The organism is Streptomyces sp. AA1529 (genome assembly GCF_000280905.1).
Lineage (GTDB): Bacteria > Actinomycetota > Actinomycetes > Streptomycetales > Streptomycetaceae > Streptomyces.
Genome location: NZ_ALAP01000010.1, coordinates 30,222 through 45,301, shown reverse-complemented (window position 1 = coordinate 45,301; position 15,080 = coordinate 30,222). Strand labels below are relative to the sequence as shown.

Sequence of the window (15,080 nt, the reverse complement as noted above, 5' to 3'; positions counted from 1 at the left end):
GAACCCTTCTTCGGAACTCTTCGCCAGGGCCGCCGTTCAGTGGCGGCACCGGCCCCTGGGCCGACCGGGCCCGGGCCGCGACCGGAGAACGCGGTCCCGTCCGGCTCCTCGCAGGCCGTCTCGCCGTTCAGGTGAGCGTCGCCGGCAGTTCCAGGACCGACGTCAGTGGTGGGTCGAGCCGACCGTCAGATGACCGTGCGGCCATGCGGCGGCCGTGCTCGACCACGCTCTGGGTGAGCGCGTTGAGGATCGGAAGGACGTCCGGATCCTCGCCCACTACATACAGCGTGCCCGCTTCGGCGACGAAGGATTCCAACGCGAGCCGATCGGCTCGTTCGGCCGAGCACGCGTTGCGGACATGCAACTGGCCGAGCGGCGACAGCGCACGGCGGATCAGGGCGAGCGCGTCCGCGCGCAGTTGCGGATGGCCGGCGAGTGCGGACTCCAGCTCACCCGCGGTGCCCGGGGCAGCGCGGGGATGGGAGCGCAGCACGCGTATGGCGTCCGCGGTCTGACCGGTCGCCAGCGCCCAGCGGTGCACTTCGCGGAAGGAGCGCTTCTCCAGGGCAGCGGCGTGCAGCCAGCAGCGCAGCAGGGTCTCCGCGGTCGTGTGGATCGTGGCGTCGATCGGACGCGGGGACCGCAGCGGGGCCAGCAGCGCGGCGGCGCGGGACGCGGCCGTGGCGCGGTCGGCGCAGCCGTGGTGCGGGGACCAGCGCAGGCGGTCGGGTGTGTCGCACGCGTGCGTCGGGTCGAAGACATGGACGGGGCCGAGTTTGGCGCGTGCCGTCCTGGTGGCGTTCCACAGCTCGGGCGTACCCGCGCTGACGAGTACGGCACCGGGGGCGTCCAGGATCCGCGTCACCGGATCGCCGTCCGCCGGCGTGTCACCGGGGGCCGGGAGCGCGCTGCCGGGGTTTTCCGGGCCCTGGCGGGCCCCTGGAGCGGGGATCCCGGGCCCCGTCGTGGCGGAGAGCACCGCGGGGGCGCCCGGCTCTGCGGAGGGCGGCGTGCGGTCGGGGGCCGGTGTGGAGGGTTCTCCGGGCGAACGGGACTGCTCCTGCGGCCAGGAGGCCGCACCCGGCGCGGGACCGGCCTCCACCCCGGCGGCGGAATGCGGTGGCCGGTGGGCCGGGTCCGGCTCCTCCAGGGGCCCCGGATGCTCCGGTGCGGGCACCGCGGCGCCATGATGCCCCGCGGCCGCGTCCGGAGGCCTTCGCTCAGGTGTTCCGGGCGGCGTCGGGACCTCGGACGTCGCCGCCGGGGCACCGGGCGGCGCGGCTGCCTCGGCGGCGCGGCGGCGGTCGTCCCGGAGGCGCCGGGCCCGTCGCACCGCGCGAGCCCGGGCGACGGTCCCCATGACGAAGACGGTGAGCACCATCAGCACCAGGATCTGGCTGACGAAGAGGCCCCAGAACAAGCCGTAGCCGGAGAGTTGGCCGCCCGGGGTCGCGGGCCAGGCGCCCTCGATGTCGTGCGGTTCGGTGACCAGCTGCCGTACGGCCAGCGGCGTCCTGGCGAAGGTGACACCGTCCGGCCAGGCGCCGTGGGCGAGCAGCCCGGCGAGTCCCGTCGCCGTCCACACGAACACGGTGAGACCCAGCAGGAAGGCGAGGACGCCCACCAGAAGGCCGTCGGGGATGCCGCCGCCCCCACCGGGCGCGCTGCGCGGGCGATGGGGTGGGTGGTCCGGGTCCGGGTCCGGTCGGCCGTCCGGGAGGCGGCGGTGACGTTCATGAGAGTCGTCGTATGGCATCGGTACCGGTATTCAAGCGGGGCCGGTCGGTTGCGGCAAGATCCCCTGCGCGTCGGCACCGTGCGGGGGATCCGCCGGGCGGTGTCCTCCGGTCGGGTGCGCGCGGCACCCGGCGGCACCGGTCAGGCGACTCCCGAGCCGGGTGCCGCCCGTCCGGAGGGGGCGCGTTCCATGGCCAGGGCCCGGGCCTCGGTCTCCGCCTCCAGATCGGCGTCCAGCGCCGTCTCGAAAGAGGGCCCCTCCACCAGCTCGGCCTCCACGGCGCTCTCCGTCATGGCGCGGTCGGTGAAGACGAGTGGACGCTCCGCCTCGGTCACCAGATGCTTGACGACCTGGACGTTGCCGTTGACGTCCCAGACGGCGATGCCGGGCGACAGGGTGGGGATGATCTCCACCGCCCAGCGGGGGAGCCCCAGGACCTTGCCGGTCGCCCGTGCTTCGTCGGCCTTCTGGGCGTAGATCGTCCTGGTGGAGGCCATCTTGAGGATGGCGGCCGCCTCCCGGGCGGCGGCGCCGTCGACCACGTCCGACAGGTGGTGGACGACGGCGACGAAGGAGAGGCCCAGCCGGCGGCCGAACTTCAGCAGGCGCTGGAAGAGCTGGGCGACGAACGGGCTGTTGATGATGTGCCAGGCCTCTTCCACCAGGAAGATCCGCTTGCGCCGGTCGGGGCGGATCCAGGTGTGTTCGAGCCAGACTCCGACGATGGCCATCAGGATGGGCATGGCGATGGAGTTGCGGTCGATGTGCGAGAGGTCGAAGACGATCAGCGGCGCGTCCAGGTCGATACCGACCGTCGTGGGACCGTCGAACATTCCGCGCAGGTCGCCGTCGACCAGCCGGTCCAGGACGAGCGCCACGTCCAGACCCCAGTCGCGGACGTCGTCCAGGGCGACGTTCATCGCCTCCGCCGACTCCGGCTTGGGGTGGCGCAACTGCTCGACGATGTCGGTCAGCTGCGGCTGCCGGTCGGTGATGGTGGTGTTGACGTAGGAGTGCGCGACCTTCAGCGCGAACCCGGAACGCTCGTCGAGACCGTGCCCCAGCGCGACCTCGATGATGGTGCGCAGCAGCGCCAGCTGGCCGGTGGTGGTGATGGCCGGGTCCAGCGGGTTGAGCCGGATGCCCTGGTCGAGCGCCGCGGTGGGGTCGAGGCGGATCGGGGTTATGCCCATCTCCTCGGCGATCAGGTTCCACTCGCCGACGCCGTCCTCGCCCTGCGCGTCCAGGACGACCACCTGGCGGTCGCGGAAGCGCAACTGGCGCAGCACATAGGTCTTCTCCAGCGCCGACTTGCCGTTCCCGGACTCGCCCAGCACCAGCCAGTGCGGTGCGGGCAGCTGCTGCCCGTAGAGCTGGAACGGGTCGTAGATGTAGCCCTTCCCGCTGTAGACCTCGCGGCCGATGATGACGCCGGAGTCGCCCAGCCCCGGTGCGGCCGTCGGCAGGTAGACGGCCTGCGCCTGGCCCGTGGATGTGCGGACGGGCAGGCGGGTCGTCTCCGTCTTGCCGAACAGGAAGCTGGTGAACGCTTCGGTGAGGGCGGACAGGGGATCGAGCGCGGCCATGCTGGCTACCTCCGGCCTGGAGCGGCGGTGCGGGGGCGGAGCGGTCGGACGGCGGTGCGGGAGCGGTGGAGCCGCAGGGCGGCGGCGCGGGGTCGGACGGTGGGCACGGGTCCCTCCTCAGCGCCGGATGCCGGTGGCGAAGGGAAGGGTGTTGACGAAGGCGCGGTGGTGTTCCCTGTCGCACCATTCCAGCTTCAGATAGCTCTTGCCCGCTGAGGCGCGAATCGTGCGCTTGTCCCGCGCCAGCGCCTCCGGCGAACGGGAGGAGACGGTCAGATAGCCGACCAGATTGACCCCCGCCGCACCCGAGGCCAGGTCCTCGCCGCGCTGGTCGACGCGGCCGTGCGCGGCGATGTCGCGCGGGTCGACCGTGCGGTTCATCTTCGCCGAGCGGCTGGCCTCCGCGTCGTCGTTCGTCTTCTCCGTCAGCATCCGCTCGATGGCCAGTTCGGTCGGCTCCAGATCCATCACGACGGCGACGGTGCGGATCACATCCGGGGTGTGCACCAGCAGGGGAGCCAGGAAGTTGACCCCCACCGGCGTCATCGGCCACTCCTTGACCCACGCCGTGGCGTGGCACCAGGGCTCGCGGGTGCTCGACTCGCGGGTCTTGGCCTGCAGATACGTCGGTGCGACGGCGTCCAGCTCGGCCGGCCAGGCGTTGCGCCTGGACATGGCCTGGATGTGGTCGATGGGGTGGTCCGGGTCGTACATCGAGTGGATCAGCGAGGCCAGCCGGGCCTGTCCGAGCGGCTGCCGCACCCGGATGTCCGCCTCGGCGAGCCGGGCGCAGATGTCGGTGAGTTCGCGGGCCATCACGATGGCCAGCCCCTCGTCCTTGGTCAGCTTGCGGCCCCCGGTGCGCCTGGCGGCCTTGGCGATCGTGGCGCCCTCGTTCGCCAGCTCCCGCCCGTAGGGCATGCACGCGATCAGATAGGCGCGGTGCTGCTCGCTGGAGGTGGACACCATGGACTGCAGCTGGTCGTAGGAGGTGCGCAGCCATCCGGCGGCCCGCTCGTTGCCGCGCTGGGCCACGTCCTTGGCGTGCGCGTCCGGGTCGGCCGGCAGCGTCCGGGCCAGCATCTGCAGCCGCGTCACATAGCCGTCCCCGTTGGCCACATGCTTCAGCAGGGTGCCGAACCGGTCGACCAGGGCCTCCTGGTCCTCGCTGTCGCGCAGCCCGACGCCCGGGCCCTCGATCTCGATGGCCGCGGTCACCGTACGCCGGTCGGCGTGCAGCAGCACGGCGATCTCGTCCGGACCGAAGGGCGCCGACAGCCAGTTGATGCGGCCCACCCCGGGGGGCGAGCCGATCTCCACCTCACGGCCGTCGAGCGTCGTGCCCGCCTCGGCGGCGTCGGAACGGAACGTCGTACCGCGGCGCAGCAGCCGCTTGTAGGAGCGGTTGATCTCGAACCACCTGTAGAACGTACGGCCCTTGTACGGCACGTAGACAGCCGCCAGCGCGAGCGCCGGGAAGCCGACCAGGGCGGGGATACGGAACGAGAGGACGGGGATGAGCAGGCCGCACATCATGCCGAGGAAAGCACCGACGACGATCAGACCGATCTCGCCCGTGTCGCGGTTCTTGCCGACGATGGCGTTCGGCCTGGCGCGGCCGATCATGTAGGTGCGGCGCGGTGTGCCCAGGCCGGAGCCTGCTGTGTGGGACGGGGTCGTCATCAGCGGTCACCTCCCGAGCTGTGCGGCGGGCCGGACGGCGACCGGCCCGCCTCCGAGGAGCCCTGCCGGAGCGGCCGGGCCGAATGCGGAGTGGTGGCGGCCGGTGCGGGCGGCTGCTGCCGCGGCGCCGACTCCTCGCCGCCGCCCGAGCGGGAACTGTGCGCGGCCACGCCGCCGGACACGTTGGAACCGGAGGCGCCGCCGCCCCCGCCGGAGGACGCGTTGGCGGTCGCCGGGGCGCTCTGTCCGCCGCCCCGGCCGCCGTGGGTGTTGATGCCCTGCCGGACGAGCGCGGCGGGCGAGGCCACCACGGCGGCCGCAGACCGCGAGGAGGCGCGCACGGCATTGCGGTGGGCGGCGATGTCGTCCCCGAAGCCCGGGACGAAGCGGTAGATCATCCCACTGGCGAAGATGGCCAGCAGGATGATCGCCAGCCCCGACACGATCGCCGAGACCGAGTCGGGCCCGTCCCCGCCGGCCAGCGCGCCCGCCAGACCGAGCACGATCACGATCACGGGCTTCACGAGAATGACGGCGATCATGATGCCCGCCCAGCGGCGGACGTGGCCCCACAGGTTCTTGTCGACCAGTCCCGCGTAGACCGCGGTGCCCAGCAGCGCGCCGACGTACAGCAGCGCGGCGCGCACCACCAGCTCCAGATAGAGCACGCCCGCCGCCAGCACCGACACCAGCGAGACGACGATCAGCATGATCGGCCCGCCGCCGATGTCGTCGCCCTTCTCGAGCGCCTTGGAGAAGCTGCCGAAGAACGCGTCGGTCTTGTCCGAAGTGCCGGAGGCGATGACCTCCGTGACCGAATCGGTCGCCGAGACCACCGTGTAGAGGATCAGCGGGGTGAAGGCGGAGGCCAGCACCGTCAGCCAGAGGAAGCCGATCGCCTCGGTGAAGGCCTCGGTGAACGGCACCCCGCGCACCGCACGCTTGGCGACCGCCAGCAGCCACAGGGTCAGCGTCAGAATCGTGGACGCGGCGAACACCACGGCGTACTGCCGCAGGAACTCCGTGTTCGTGAAGTCCACCTTCGTCGTCGAGTCGACGAGCTTCGCCAGCTTGTCGACCGTCCACGCCGCGGCCTCCGCGCAGCCCTTGGCGAGCGAGGAGAGGGGGTCGGTGGCGGCTGTGGGGTCGTCCAGGGGGTTGCCTGGGGTGTCGCTGTCCGAGTCACAGAATTGCCTGGAGGGGCCCGCGGCACCAGCACAGTCGTCCTTGGGCTCCGCTGCCGCGCGTGCGGCGACGAACAGCATTGCCGTGGGCAAGCCGCAGAGCAGGGAGATGAGCCGGACGGCGTGCCGCTTACGGCTAGCGCGCATAGGTGAACCCTCCGAACTTTTCCGCTGCGTCACCGATCTCGTCGGCACCGGAGATGACGTCGTCCCCGTTGACGGGCGTAGGGCCGTCCTTCTGTTTCATCTCGACGACCTTCCAGTCTCCGTCCTGCCAGCTCAGCTCGAGCGTCATGGTGAACCATGTGGTCTTGACCGGCTTCGTCGAGTCCTCGGAGGCCAACCCGAACAGGCTGGTGCACCAGACGGCCACCGTTGCTTTACTCGGCTCGTAGTCCCGAGCCGTGGTGCCTACGGGGATGGATCTGCTGACGAAGGTTGCCTTGGAAGGGGCCTTTCCTTCTTCGGAGATACCGATGTTCTTGTTCAGCTTGGCGGTGAAATAGGAATCGAATCGCGACTGGAGCTTGTCCTTCGCCGAGGGTGCGGCGAGGGCTTGCACGATGTCCCGGCGACGGTCAGGGGCGTACATCCCGTCCCCGCCCAACGCCACCGCGTAGTTCGCCGCGGCGCTCTGCGCCCCCTGCTCGTCGTGGGCGAAGCCGGAGGCGAGGGCGCCGGGGGAATTCTTCACAGGTTTTTCACCTGAGGGGGCCGTGGGGCGGGCGTCGGCGGCGGCGTCGTTCTTGTTGTCGGAGGCGGCACCGCCTCCGCCTCCGCCGCCCTCGCCGCCGCCACCGCGGTTGGCGAAGGCGATGGCGGCGATGAGCAGGACGACCACGGCGACGACCGTCACCAGGCTCCGACCGGGGCGGTTGGACGGGCGGTTGCCGCCGCCGTCGCTGCCGGGCAGGCGTGTTCGAGTCGTTGTCCGTGCGCCTTCACGGGCGCCGGGCACGCCTTCGCTGGTGCGGGTACGTGCGTCGTACTCGCCGCCGCCGATGTTCATGCCGGCCTGGCCCCCTCGACCTCTGTCGCTCAACTGCCGTCACTGCATTGTCTCCTCAGATGACGGTAGCGGGGTCGCGCCGCGCATGTGCCGTCTGCAAGCCAGGTGGATGGCAGCATTTCGAACATCGCGCCGGTGCGCCGCCCGTGTCCGGGCCGCTCACGGGGCGGTTCCGGGCGCGGGGTGCGGGACGTCCGCGCGTCGGTGCGCCCCCGGTGCGCAGGCCGCTTGGCGGCCGTCGCGCCGACCCGGACCTCGGCGACGCCGTACGGCCGCTGCCGTCCTGGTGCCGCTAGCCGAGTTTGCGGGCGAGGGTGACGCCGTCGCGGAGGGGGAGCATGACGGACTCCATGCGGGCGTCCGCGGTGATGGTGTCGTTGATCCGGCGGATGGCCAGGTCCGCGTCGTCCTGGGCGGCGGGGTCCACGACTCTGCCGCCGCGCAGCACGTTGTCCAGCACGATCAGCCCGCCGGGGCGCAGCAGGGGCACCAGCGCCTCGTAGTACGCCGGGTAGCCGACCTTGTCCGCGTCGATGAACGCGAAGTCCACGAACGGCTCCTGGGACAGCCCGGCCAGGGTGTCGACGGCGGGTGCGAGGTGCAGTTCGATGCGGTCGGCGAGGCCGGCGCGCTCCCAGTAGCGGCGGGCGATGGACGTCCACTCCTCGGAGACGTCGCAGGCGATCAGCCGGCCGTCGGCGGGCAGACCGCGGGCGATGCAGAGGGAGGAGTACCCGGTGAACACGCCGATCTCGACCGCGGTCCTGGCGCCGGTGAGCCGCACGAGCATGGTGAGGAACTCGCCCTCGTCGTGCGTGATCTGCATGGTGGGGTAGTCCGGCACCCGCGCGTGGGTCTCCTCGACGAGGTCGCGCAGGATGTCGTCGGCCGGCGTGCAGTGGGCCAGCAGATAGTCGTCGAGGGCGGGGTTCACGATGTCCATGGAGCTCCTCGTGTGCGGGCGCAGGTGTGCGGGCGCACGGGGGCGCCGGTGTGTCGGGTGCGGAGCGGCTCCCGGAGTGCTCCGCGGTGGTCGGCCTTCAGACCGCCATGCCGTAGACGATGGTGAACAGGGTGCCGAGCGAGCCGATGATGAAGACGCCGGTGAGGCCGGCGACGATCAGGCCCTTGCCCTGTTCGGCGCTGAAGGTGTCGCGGAGCGCCGTGGCGCCGATCCGCTGCTTGGCCGCGCCCCAGATGGCGATGCCGAGGCAGAGCAGGATGGCCACCGCCATGATGACCTCGATCATCACCCTGGCCTCGTGGCCCAGCGAGCCGAACGGGCCCCAGTCCGGGGCGATCCCGCCGATGATGGTGGTGATATCGCCTTTGTCGGCCGCCAGGAACATGGTGAACTCACCGCCTAGTTTCAAGGTTTGTCTCTGACGGATTGTGCCACGGCCCGGTGACAGCCGGAGCGTCCCGCTTGCCCGAAGTGGTCCCGGATCGGGACCGCTCCGCGCGGCCGGTGGTGTGGCGGGGCCCTGTTCCGGGTGCGGAGGTGCCGCTCCGTGGACTGCGGGCGCACGGGTGTACCTCTGTGCGCCCCTGGTGGGCCGGGGGCGGGGTGGGGCGGTGGCAGCGGTTCACCTCCGCGCCCGCTGTCCGCCGTTCCGCTCGGGGGATCGGCCTGGAATGATGGTGGCGGATGGTCGGCGGAAGCGAACTGGTTTCCTGTGGGGGAGGTTTGGGGAGTGCGCCGTAGAAGAGCACTGCTGCTGGCGGTCGGTGGCGGAGGGGGCCTGCTGTCCCTGTTCGTCGCGCTGCTGGTGGTGGGTACCTACGTGGCCTCGGCCAGTCTGCTGGCCGGGGGCGGCGCCGTCTCCCTCGCCAAGGGGGCTGTGCCGGCCGCCTACGCGCAGCTCATCGACAAGTGGGGCAACAAGTGCCCGGCGCTCAACCCGGCGCTGCTGGCCGCGCAGCTCAAGCAGGAGAGCGGGTTCAACCCCGATGCCCAGAGCCCGGCGAAGGCGCAGGGCATAGCCCAGTTCATCCCGGGCACCTGGGCGACGCACGGGCTGGACGCCAACGGGGACGGCAAGCGGGACGTGCACGACCCGGAGGACGCCATTCCGTCGGCGGCGAGCTACGACTGCAAGCTGGCCGCGAACGTCGAGCATGTGCCGGGCAACGCCTCGGACAACATGCTGGCCGCCTACAACGCGGGTCCGTACGCGGTGATCAAGTACGGCGGGGTGCCGCCCTACAGCGAGACGAAGAACTACGTGGCCACCATCCGCAGGATGGAGCAGAGCTTCGCCGCGCCCACCGGGCGGCTGAGCCCCACCAAGCAGGGTGCGGGAGCGATCAGCTTCGCGCAGAGCAAGCTGGGCACCCCGTATCTGTGGGGCGGCAACGGTACGGCGGCGCAGGGTGGCCGGTTCGACTGCTCCGGTCTGACGAAGGCGGCGTACGCGAAGGTGGGTGTCGAGCTGCCGCGGGTGGCCAATGACCAGTACGACGCCGGCCCGCACCCCAAACGGGGTGAACTCCTTCCCGGGGACCTGGTGTTCTTCGCCTCCGATCTGACCAACTCCCGCACCATCCACCATGTGGGCATCTATGTCGGGGGTGGCAAGATGATCAACGCTCCCTACACGGGGGCCAAGATTCGCTACGACCCCATCGACACTCCTGACTACTTCGGGGCGACCCGGCCGAGCGCCGGGTGACCCGGGGTGGGCGCGGTCCCGGTGCACGTGTGCGCGGCTCGGCGGGCGCTTGTGTGCGCAGTGCACGGATTACGTCAACAATCCGTGAGGCGCAGGCCCTGAGCTGCGTAGACGGGTCACCCTTGGGTAACGTCCTGGTGATCTTTCGGTAAGAACGGAACGGTTCACCTGACGCAGCGCGTTTTTCACCACGGAATGGGACTTCCGCACCGCGACCACGGGGGGTCGTCAGCGCAGATCCAGCGACGAGCACACAGCCGAAGTGAGGGGCCGCACCACGATGGCACTCTGGGACAACCCTGATGTCGAACTGCTCTACGAGATCAACGGGCTGGCCAAGGACGCACCCGCCTGGGCCGACCGGGTCATGGAGTACATCGGGGAGTACGGCATCGCCGCTGGACTCGTCGTACTGGCCCTGTGGGCCTGGTGGGGCGTGACCCGCAAGCGCGAGAGCCGGGAGGAGGCGCTCGGCGGCTTCGCCGGGCTGATCTGGGCCCCGGTGGCGGCGCTGATCGCGCTCGCGGTCAACATCCCCATCCGCGGCCTCGTGGAGCGGCCCAGACCCTTCCTGGAGCACAAGAGCGTGGAGCCCCTCGTCGCGGGCAAGACGGACTTCTCCTTCGTGAGCGACCACGCCACGCTCACCATGGCCATCGCCGTCGGCATCTTCATGGTGCAGCGCAAGCCCGGACTCGTCGCGATCGCGCTGGCCCTCCTGGAGGGCTTCTGCCGCGTCTACATGGGAGTGCACTACCCCACCGACGTCATCGGCGGACTCGCCCTGGGCACCGCCGTGGCGCTGCTGCTGGCCCCTGTCGCGATGTGGGCCCTGACCCCGGTGGTGCGGGGCGCGGCCCGGAATTCCCGCCTGGAGACGCTGCTGTGGGCGGGCGCCGCTGCCGCCGCCGTCGGCGCCGCGGGCAGCCGGGCGGTGGGCCGCCGGAGCCGGGAGGAGCCGCGCCGCCCCGGAGACCGCGACCTGGCGGCCTGAGGCGCTCTGCGGCGGCCCTGCGGCCTGCGGGCCCGGAGGGGCCCCGCGGCCTGAAGCGCGGCGGGTCTGCCGCCGTCCGGGTCGCCCGCACCGCCGTGGACCGGCCTCGAAGCGAAGCTTCTACAGCGCCCCCGCCGCACCGTCCGGCGGGGGCGCTGCCGTGTCGCCGGCGCCGTGGTCCCGCAGATGCGCGTGGCTGTCCTCCCGGGCGCGGTCGCGGGCCCGGCGGGCGGGGCCGCGCCAGCCGCAGGCGCAGGCGGCGGAGCAGAAGGAGCCCCGTTCCGTCAGCGAGGTGCCGTGCGGCGCCGCGGCGGTCGTCGGAGGTGCCGGGTCCGGCTGGTGTTCGGGAGCTAGCTCTCGCACGTGACCACCGTACGCGGACCGTGACGGGCTTCCCAGGGGGCTCGTTGAACGGTCGGATCCGGACCGGCCCGGGAAACCGGTACGGCGGCGACCGGGAGCGAGGGGTCGGCTAGATGGCAGTGCGTCGGCACGTCCGAGAGGGCAGGATGCGCGCCCCGCGCACGGTGGTGGCGCTCGGGGCGGTGCTGCTCTCCTCGGCGGGGTGCTCGGGCGAGGGCGCGGTGGCGACCGCGGGGCCGCCCGCTGCCGGGCCCGCGCGGCCCGGCCGGGCCGCCGTGGTGGCGGCGGCCGACGAGCTGGCCCGCGCCGGGACGGCACGGGTGCGGACGGCGATGGAGATGGTCAGCGGCCACACCCGGGTCACCATCGAGGGCAGCGGCGCGTTCGATCTGGCGGCCCGTACCGGGCGGCTCCGGGTGACGCTGCCGCCCGGTACGGACGGGGCGCTGCCGGGGGAGCGCAGGCGGGTGCGCGAGCTGATCGCGCCGGGCGCGCTCTACATGCGCAACCGGGCGGGGGTGCCGGCCGACAAGTGGGTGCGGGTGGACACCACCAGGCTGCCGGACGGGAATCTGGTGACGGGCGGGGCGACCGATCCGGTCACCGCTGCCCAACTGCTGCGGGGTGCCGGCCGGGTGGCCTACGAGGGGGTGGCCGAGCTGGGCGGCACCCGGGTGTGGCACTACAGCGGCCTGGTGGACATCGAGCGGGCGGCTGCGGGGGCGCCACCGCGTGCGCGGCGCCAGTTGCGGGCGGCGGAGAAAGGGTTCTCCGGCCATACGGTGCCGTTCGACGCCTATCTGGACGCGCAGGCGCGACTGCGGAAGGTGCAGCACCGCTTCGACTTCGCCGCGGATCCGGACGGTCCTCCGGACGCGGACTACACGGTCACCTCGACGACAGAACTCCACGACTTCGGCACGCGGGTGCGGATCAGGATGCCGGAGCCCGGCGACATCTGGACGGGCCGGATCGCGGCACCGTAGCGCCCGGCGGGCGCGGCGCGTGCGACGCCGTACCGGTAAATGATTCGGAAGTGCCATGCGCCCGAGCTGCCGCCTCCCTAGGCTGGGGGGCTGGGCCGAGGCCCGGCCGCGGCGCTGTGCCCGGTGGATCCGTGCAGCACGGGAGGTGATACGTGTGCCCGTACCGAAGCGTGACGGCAGGGGCGACGGCCGTGGGGGCCGCTGCCGACGGCGTTCGCTGATGCAGGACCACGTCGCTCTCGCCGAGATCGAGCTGTGCGGCGAGCTGATGATCGCCGCGTCCGCCGCCGAGGGGCCGCTGAGCGCGGCCCGGATCGACGAGGTGCTGCGCCGCGCGGCGGACGGGTTCGACGAACTGCCCCGCTCGTCGGCCTGCTGACGGCCGACAGCCGAGGTCTGCCTGCCGGCGTTCGTCTGCCGGCGTTCGTCTGCTGACGGAGTCGTCCGCCCGCTGCTCCGGAGGCGTCCGGGCGTCGCCCCACCCGCAGCGCGGGGGGCCGGGCTTCTCCGGGCCGGCCCGCGGACGTGCGCTTCCTGTCGGCCCCCACGGGTGTGCGCCGGGGCCGGGGGCGGCGGCTGTTCAGGTGCGCAGCAGGCGGGCGATGGCGGCGGTGGCCTCCTCGACTTTGGCGTCCATCTCGGCGCCGCCGTCCAGCGCGGCGTGGGCCACGCAGTGCCGCAGGTGCTCCTCGAGGAGCTGGAGCGCGAAGGACTGCAGGGCCTTGGTGGAGGCGGAGACCTGGGTGAGTATGTCGATGCAGTAGACGTCCTCGTCCACCATGCGTTGGAGGCCGCGGATCTGGCCCTCGATGCGGCGCAGTCGCTTGACGTGAGCTTCCTTGTGCTTGGTGTAGCCGTGCTCGCCGGTGGCCGCGTGTGCCGAGCAGCACTGCGAGGTGGCCTGGGCCACGGTCCCGGGGTCCGTCGTCGCGGCGTCGGGGTCCGCCGGGCCGCGGTCCGTGTCCGGCGTCACGGTCTCCGGCGTGTCCGGTGTGGTCTGCGGCGACGTCATGCGGTCCTCCCGGGTGGGTGGTGAGGGGCGGTCGGGCCCGTGACACCGGGGCCTTGATACCCCTGACGGGTATATGATACCGGACTTCTCGGAGCCCGGTGCGGAGCGCGAGTCTCCATGGGTGACACTGGGGACGCCGGTTCGCCGTGGCCGGATGATGCGCCTAGCATCAACGAGACCGTCATCGATGCACCCCGAGGACCCCCAGTGCGCTTTCGTCTGACCCCCAGGGAGACGAGCTTCTACGACATGTTCGCGGCCTCCGCGGACAACATCGTGACCGGCTCCAAGCTCCTCATGGAACTGCTCGGCGCTGAATCCTCCGCGCGTACCGAGATCGCTGAACGGATGCGCGCGGCGGAGCACGCGGGGGACGACGCGACGCACGCGATCTTCCACCAGCTCAACTCCTCGTTCATCACGCCGTTCGACCGCGAGGACATCTACAACCTGGCGTCCTCCCTCGACGACATCATGGACTTCATGGAGGAGGCCGTCGACCTCGTCGTCCTCTACCAGATCGAAGAGCTCCCCAAGGGGGTCGAGCAGCAGATCGAGGTGCTGTCGCGGGCCGCCGAGCTGACCGCCGAGGCCATGCCGAACCTGCGGACGATGGACAACCTCACCGAGTACTGGATCGAGGTCAACCGGCTGGAGAACCAGGCCGACCAGATCCACCGCAAGCTGCTGGCCCATCTGTTCAACGGCAAGTACGACGCCATCGAGGTCATGAAGCTCAAGCAGGTCGTGGACGTGCTGGAGGAGGCCGCCGACGCGTTCGAGCACGTGGCCAACACCGTCGAGACCATCACGGTCAAGGAGTCCTGACGTTCCGTGGACACCTTCGCGCTGATCGTGACCGTCGGTGTCGCGCTCTTTTTCACGTATACGAACGGCTTCCACGACTCCGCGAACGCCATCGCGACGTCGGTCTCCACCCGGGCGCTGACCCCGCGTGCCGCCCTGGCCATGGCTGCGGTGATGAACCTCGCGGGCGCCTTCCTCGGCAGCGGCGTCGCCAAGACCGTCAGCGAGGGGCTGATCGAGACCCCGCACGGCGACAGCGGCATGGCCATCCTGTTCGCCGGCCTGGTCGGTGCCATCGTCTGGAACCTCGTCACCTGGTACTACGGACTGCCCTCGTCCTCCAGCCACGCCCTCTTCGGCGGTCTGGTGGGCGCGGCGCTGGCCGGGAGCATCGCGGTGCACTGGTGGGGGGTCTTCGGGAAGATCGTCGTCCCGATGTTCCTCTCGCCGCTGGTCGGTCTGCTCGTCGGCTATCTGGTGATGTGCGCCATCATGTGGATGTTCCGCAGGGCGAACCCGCACCGGGCCAAGCGGGGCTTCCGTATCGCGCAGACCGTCTCGGCGGCCGGGATGGCGCTCGGACACGGCCTCCAGGACGCGCAGAAGACCATGGGTGTGGTCGTCATGGCGCTCACCATCGCCGATGTGCAGCAGCACAACGAGATCCCGATCTGGGTCAAGTTCGCCAGCGCCGCCATGCTGTCGCTGGGCACCTACGCGGGCGGCTGGCGCATCATGCGGACCCTGGGCCGGCGGATCATCGAACTCGACCCGCCGCAGGGCTTCGCGGCCGAGACCACCGCGGCCTCCGTGATGTACTCCGCGTCCTTCATGTTCCACGCGCCCATCTCGACCACCCACGTGATCACTTCGGCGATCATGGGTGTCGGCGCCACGAAGCGGGTCAGCGCGGTGCGCTGGGGGGTCGCGAAGAACATCATCCTCGGCTGGTTCATCACCATGCCGGCCGCCGCCTTCTCGGCGGCGGTGATCTACTGGGCGATCAAACTCGTCTTCGGCTGACGGCTGACGGCTGACGGCTGACG

The 15,080-nt window shown here is 71.4% G+C and carries 15 protein-coding genes; 6 read left to right on the top strand and 9 right to left on the bottom strand.

Annotated features, from left to right (window positions below; genetic code table 11):
- Nucleotides 1-127: 127 nt before the first annotated feature.
- The 7 genes from A949_RS0102070 to A949_RS0102040 form a co-directional block, all read right to left on the bottom strand.
- On the bottom strand, nucleotides 128-1,624 hold the full coding sequence (locus tag A949_RS0102070) for a hypothetical protein (protein ID WP_019354347.1): 1,497 nt from the start codon (nucleotides 1,622-1,624) through the stop codon (nucleotides 128-130).
- 254 nt (nucleotides 1,625-1,878) lie between these two features.
- A complete protein-coding gene (locus A949_RS0102065) occupies nucleotides 1,879-3,324 on the bottom strand; it encodes an ATP-binding protein (RefSeq protein ID WP_019354346.1) in 1,446 nt (481 codons plus the stop codon).
- Between the two features lie 117 nt (nucleotides 3,325-3,441).
- Nucleotides 3,442-5,007, bottom strand: coding sequence for an SCO6880 family protein (locus A949_RS0102060; protein WP_019354345.1), 1,566 nt, complete (start codon nucleotides 5,005-5,007; stop codon nucleotides 3,442-3,444).
- On the bottom strand, nucleotides 5,007-6,338 hold the full coding sequence (locus A949_RS0102055; RefSeq protein WP_026004261.1) for a hypothetical protein: 1,332 nt from the start codon (nucleotides 6,336-6,338) through the stop codon (nucleotides 5,007-5,009). The genes A949_RS0102060 and A949_RS0102055 overlap by 1 nt, the downstream gene beginning before the upstream one ends.
- Nucleotides 6,328-7,200: a hypothetical protein gene (locus A949_RS0102050; protein ID WP_026004260.1), complete on the bottom strand. Its 873-nt coding sequence runs from the start codon at nucleotides 7,198-7,200 to the stop codon at nucleotides 6,328-6,330. The genes A949_RS0102055 and A949_RS0102050 overlap by 11 nt, the downstream gene beginning before the upstream one ends.
- A gap of 292 nt (nucleotides 7,201-7,492) precedes the next feature.
- Nucleotides 7,493-8,143, bottom strand: a complete 651-nt coding sequence (locus tag A949_RS0102045) for an O-methyltransferase (RefSeq protein ID WP_019354342.1) — start codon at nucleotides 8,141-8,143, stop codon at nucleotides 7,493-7,495.
- A gap of 97 nt (nucleotides 8,144-8,240) precedes the next feature.
- Complete coding sequence (locus tag A949_RS0102040) at nucleotides 8,241-8,549, bottom strand: hypothetical protein (protein WP_016472248.1); 309 nt, start codon at nucleotides 8,547-8,549, stop codon at nucleotides 8,241-8,243.
- A gap of 345 nt (nucleotides 8,550-8,894) precedes the next feature.
- Between A949_RS0102040 and A949_RS0102035 the strand changes: the two genes are divergently transcribed.
- Nucleotides 8,895-9,872, top strand: a complete 978-nt coding sequence (locus tag A949_RS0102035; RefSeq protein WP_019354341.1) for a C40 family peptidase — start codon at nucleotides 8,895-8,897, stop codon at nucleotides 9,870-9,872.
- A 280-nt stretch (nucleotides 9,873-10,152) separates the two neighbouring features.
- Nucleotides 10,153-10,866, top strand: a complete 714-nt coding sequence (locus tag A949_RS0102030) for a phosphatase PAP2 family protein (RefSeq protein WP_019354340.1) — start codon at nucleotides 10,153-10,155, stop codon at nucleotides 10,864-10,866.
- 120 nt (nucleotides 10,867-10,986) lie between these two features.
- On the opposite strand, the gene A949_RS32155 is transcribed toward A949_RS0102030, so the two are convergent.
- The gene (locus A949_RS32155; RefSeq protein ID WP_019354339.1) at nucleotides 10,987-11,229 is read right to left on the bottom strand and encodes a hypothetical protein; all 243 of its coding nucleotides are present in this window, start codon (nucleotides 11,227-11,229) and stop codon (nucleotides 10,987-10,989) included.
- Between the two features lie 113 nt (nucleotides 11,230-11,342).
- Between A949_RS32155 and A949_RS0102020 the strand changes: the two genes are divergently transcribed.
- Nucleotides 11,343-12,215 (top strand): hypothetical protein, encoded by an 873-nt coding sequence (locus A949_RS0102020; RefSeq protein WP_051019360.1) that lies wholly within the window; start codon nucleotides 11,343-11,345, stop codon nucleotides 12,213-12,215.
- Between the two features lie 154 nt (nucleotides 12,216-12,369).
- Entirely contained in the window at nucleotides 12,370-12,594 is a 225-nt protein-coding gene (locus tag A949_RS37915) for a hypothetical protein (RefSeq protein WP_139141055.1), read from the top strand.
- A 201-nt stretch (nucleotides 12,595-12,795) separates the two neighbouring features.
- Here A949_RS37915 and A949_RS39470 read toward each other — a convergent pair whose 3' ends face one another.
- A complete protein-coding gene (locus tag A949_RS39470) occupies nucleotides 12,796-13,227 on the bottom strand; it encodes a metal-sensitive transcriptional regulator (protein WP_019354336.1) in 432 nt (143 codons plus the stop codon).
- Between the two features lie 207 nt (nucleotides 13,228-13,434).
- On the opposite strand from A949_RS39470, the gene A949_RS0102005 reads away from it, so the two are divergent.
- Nucleotides 13,435-14,055, top strand: coding sequence for a DUF47 domain-containing protein (locus tag A949_RS0102005; protein ID WP_026004259.1), 621 nt, complete (start codon nucleotides 13,435-13,437; stop codon nucleotides 14,053-14,055).
- A 6-nt stretch (nucleotides 14,056-14,061) separates the two neighbouring features.
- A complete protein-coding gene (locus tag A949_RS0102000) occupies nucleotides 14,062-15,057 on the top strand; it encodes an inorganic phosphate transporter (RefSeq protein WP_019354334.1) in 996 nt (331 codons plus the stop codon).
- Nucleotides 15,058-15,080 lie beyond the last annotated feature (23 nt).

Coding starts and splice junctions, on each gene's coding strand:
- A949_RS0102065 (WP_019354346.1), bottom strand. CDS start 3,324: ATGGCCGCGCTCGATCCCCTGTCCGCCCTCACCGAAGCGTTCACCAGC.
- A949_RS0102060 (WP_019354345.1), bottom strand. CDS start 5,007: ATGACGACCCCGTCCCACACAGCAGGCTCCGGCCTGGGCACACCGCGC.
- A949_RS0102055 (WP_026004261.1), bottom strand. CDS start 6,338: ATGCGCGCTAGCCGTAAGCGGCACGCCGTCCGGCTCATCTCCCTGCTC.
- A949_RS0102050 (WP_026004260.1), bottom strand. CDS start 7,200: ATGAACATCGGCGGCGGCGAGTACGACGCACGTACCCGCACCAGCGAA.
- A949_RS0102045 (WP_019354342.1), bottom strand. CDS start 8,143: ATGGACATCGTGAACCCCGCCCTCGACGACTATCTGCTGGCCCACTGC.
- A949_RS0102040 (WP_016472248.1), bottom strand. CDS start 8,549: ATGTTCCTGGCGGCCGACAAAGGCGATATCACCACCATCATCGGCGGG.
- A949_RS0102030 (WP_019354340.1), top strand. CDS start 10,153: ATGGCACTCTGGGACAACCCTGATGTCGAACTGCTCTACGAGATCAAC.
- A949_RS0102020 (WP_051019360.1), top strand. CDS start 11,343: ATGGCAGTGCGTCGGCACGTCCGAGAGGGCAGGATGCGCGCCCCGCGC.
- A949_RS39470 (WP_019354336.1), bottom strand. CDS start 13,227: ATGACGTCGCCGCAGACCACACCGGACACGCCGGAGACCGTGACGCCG.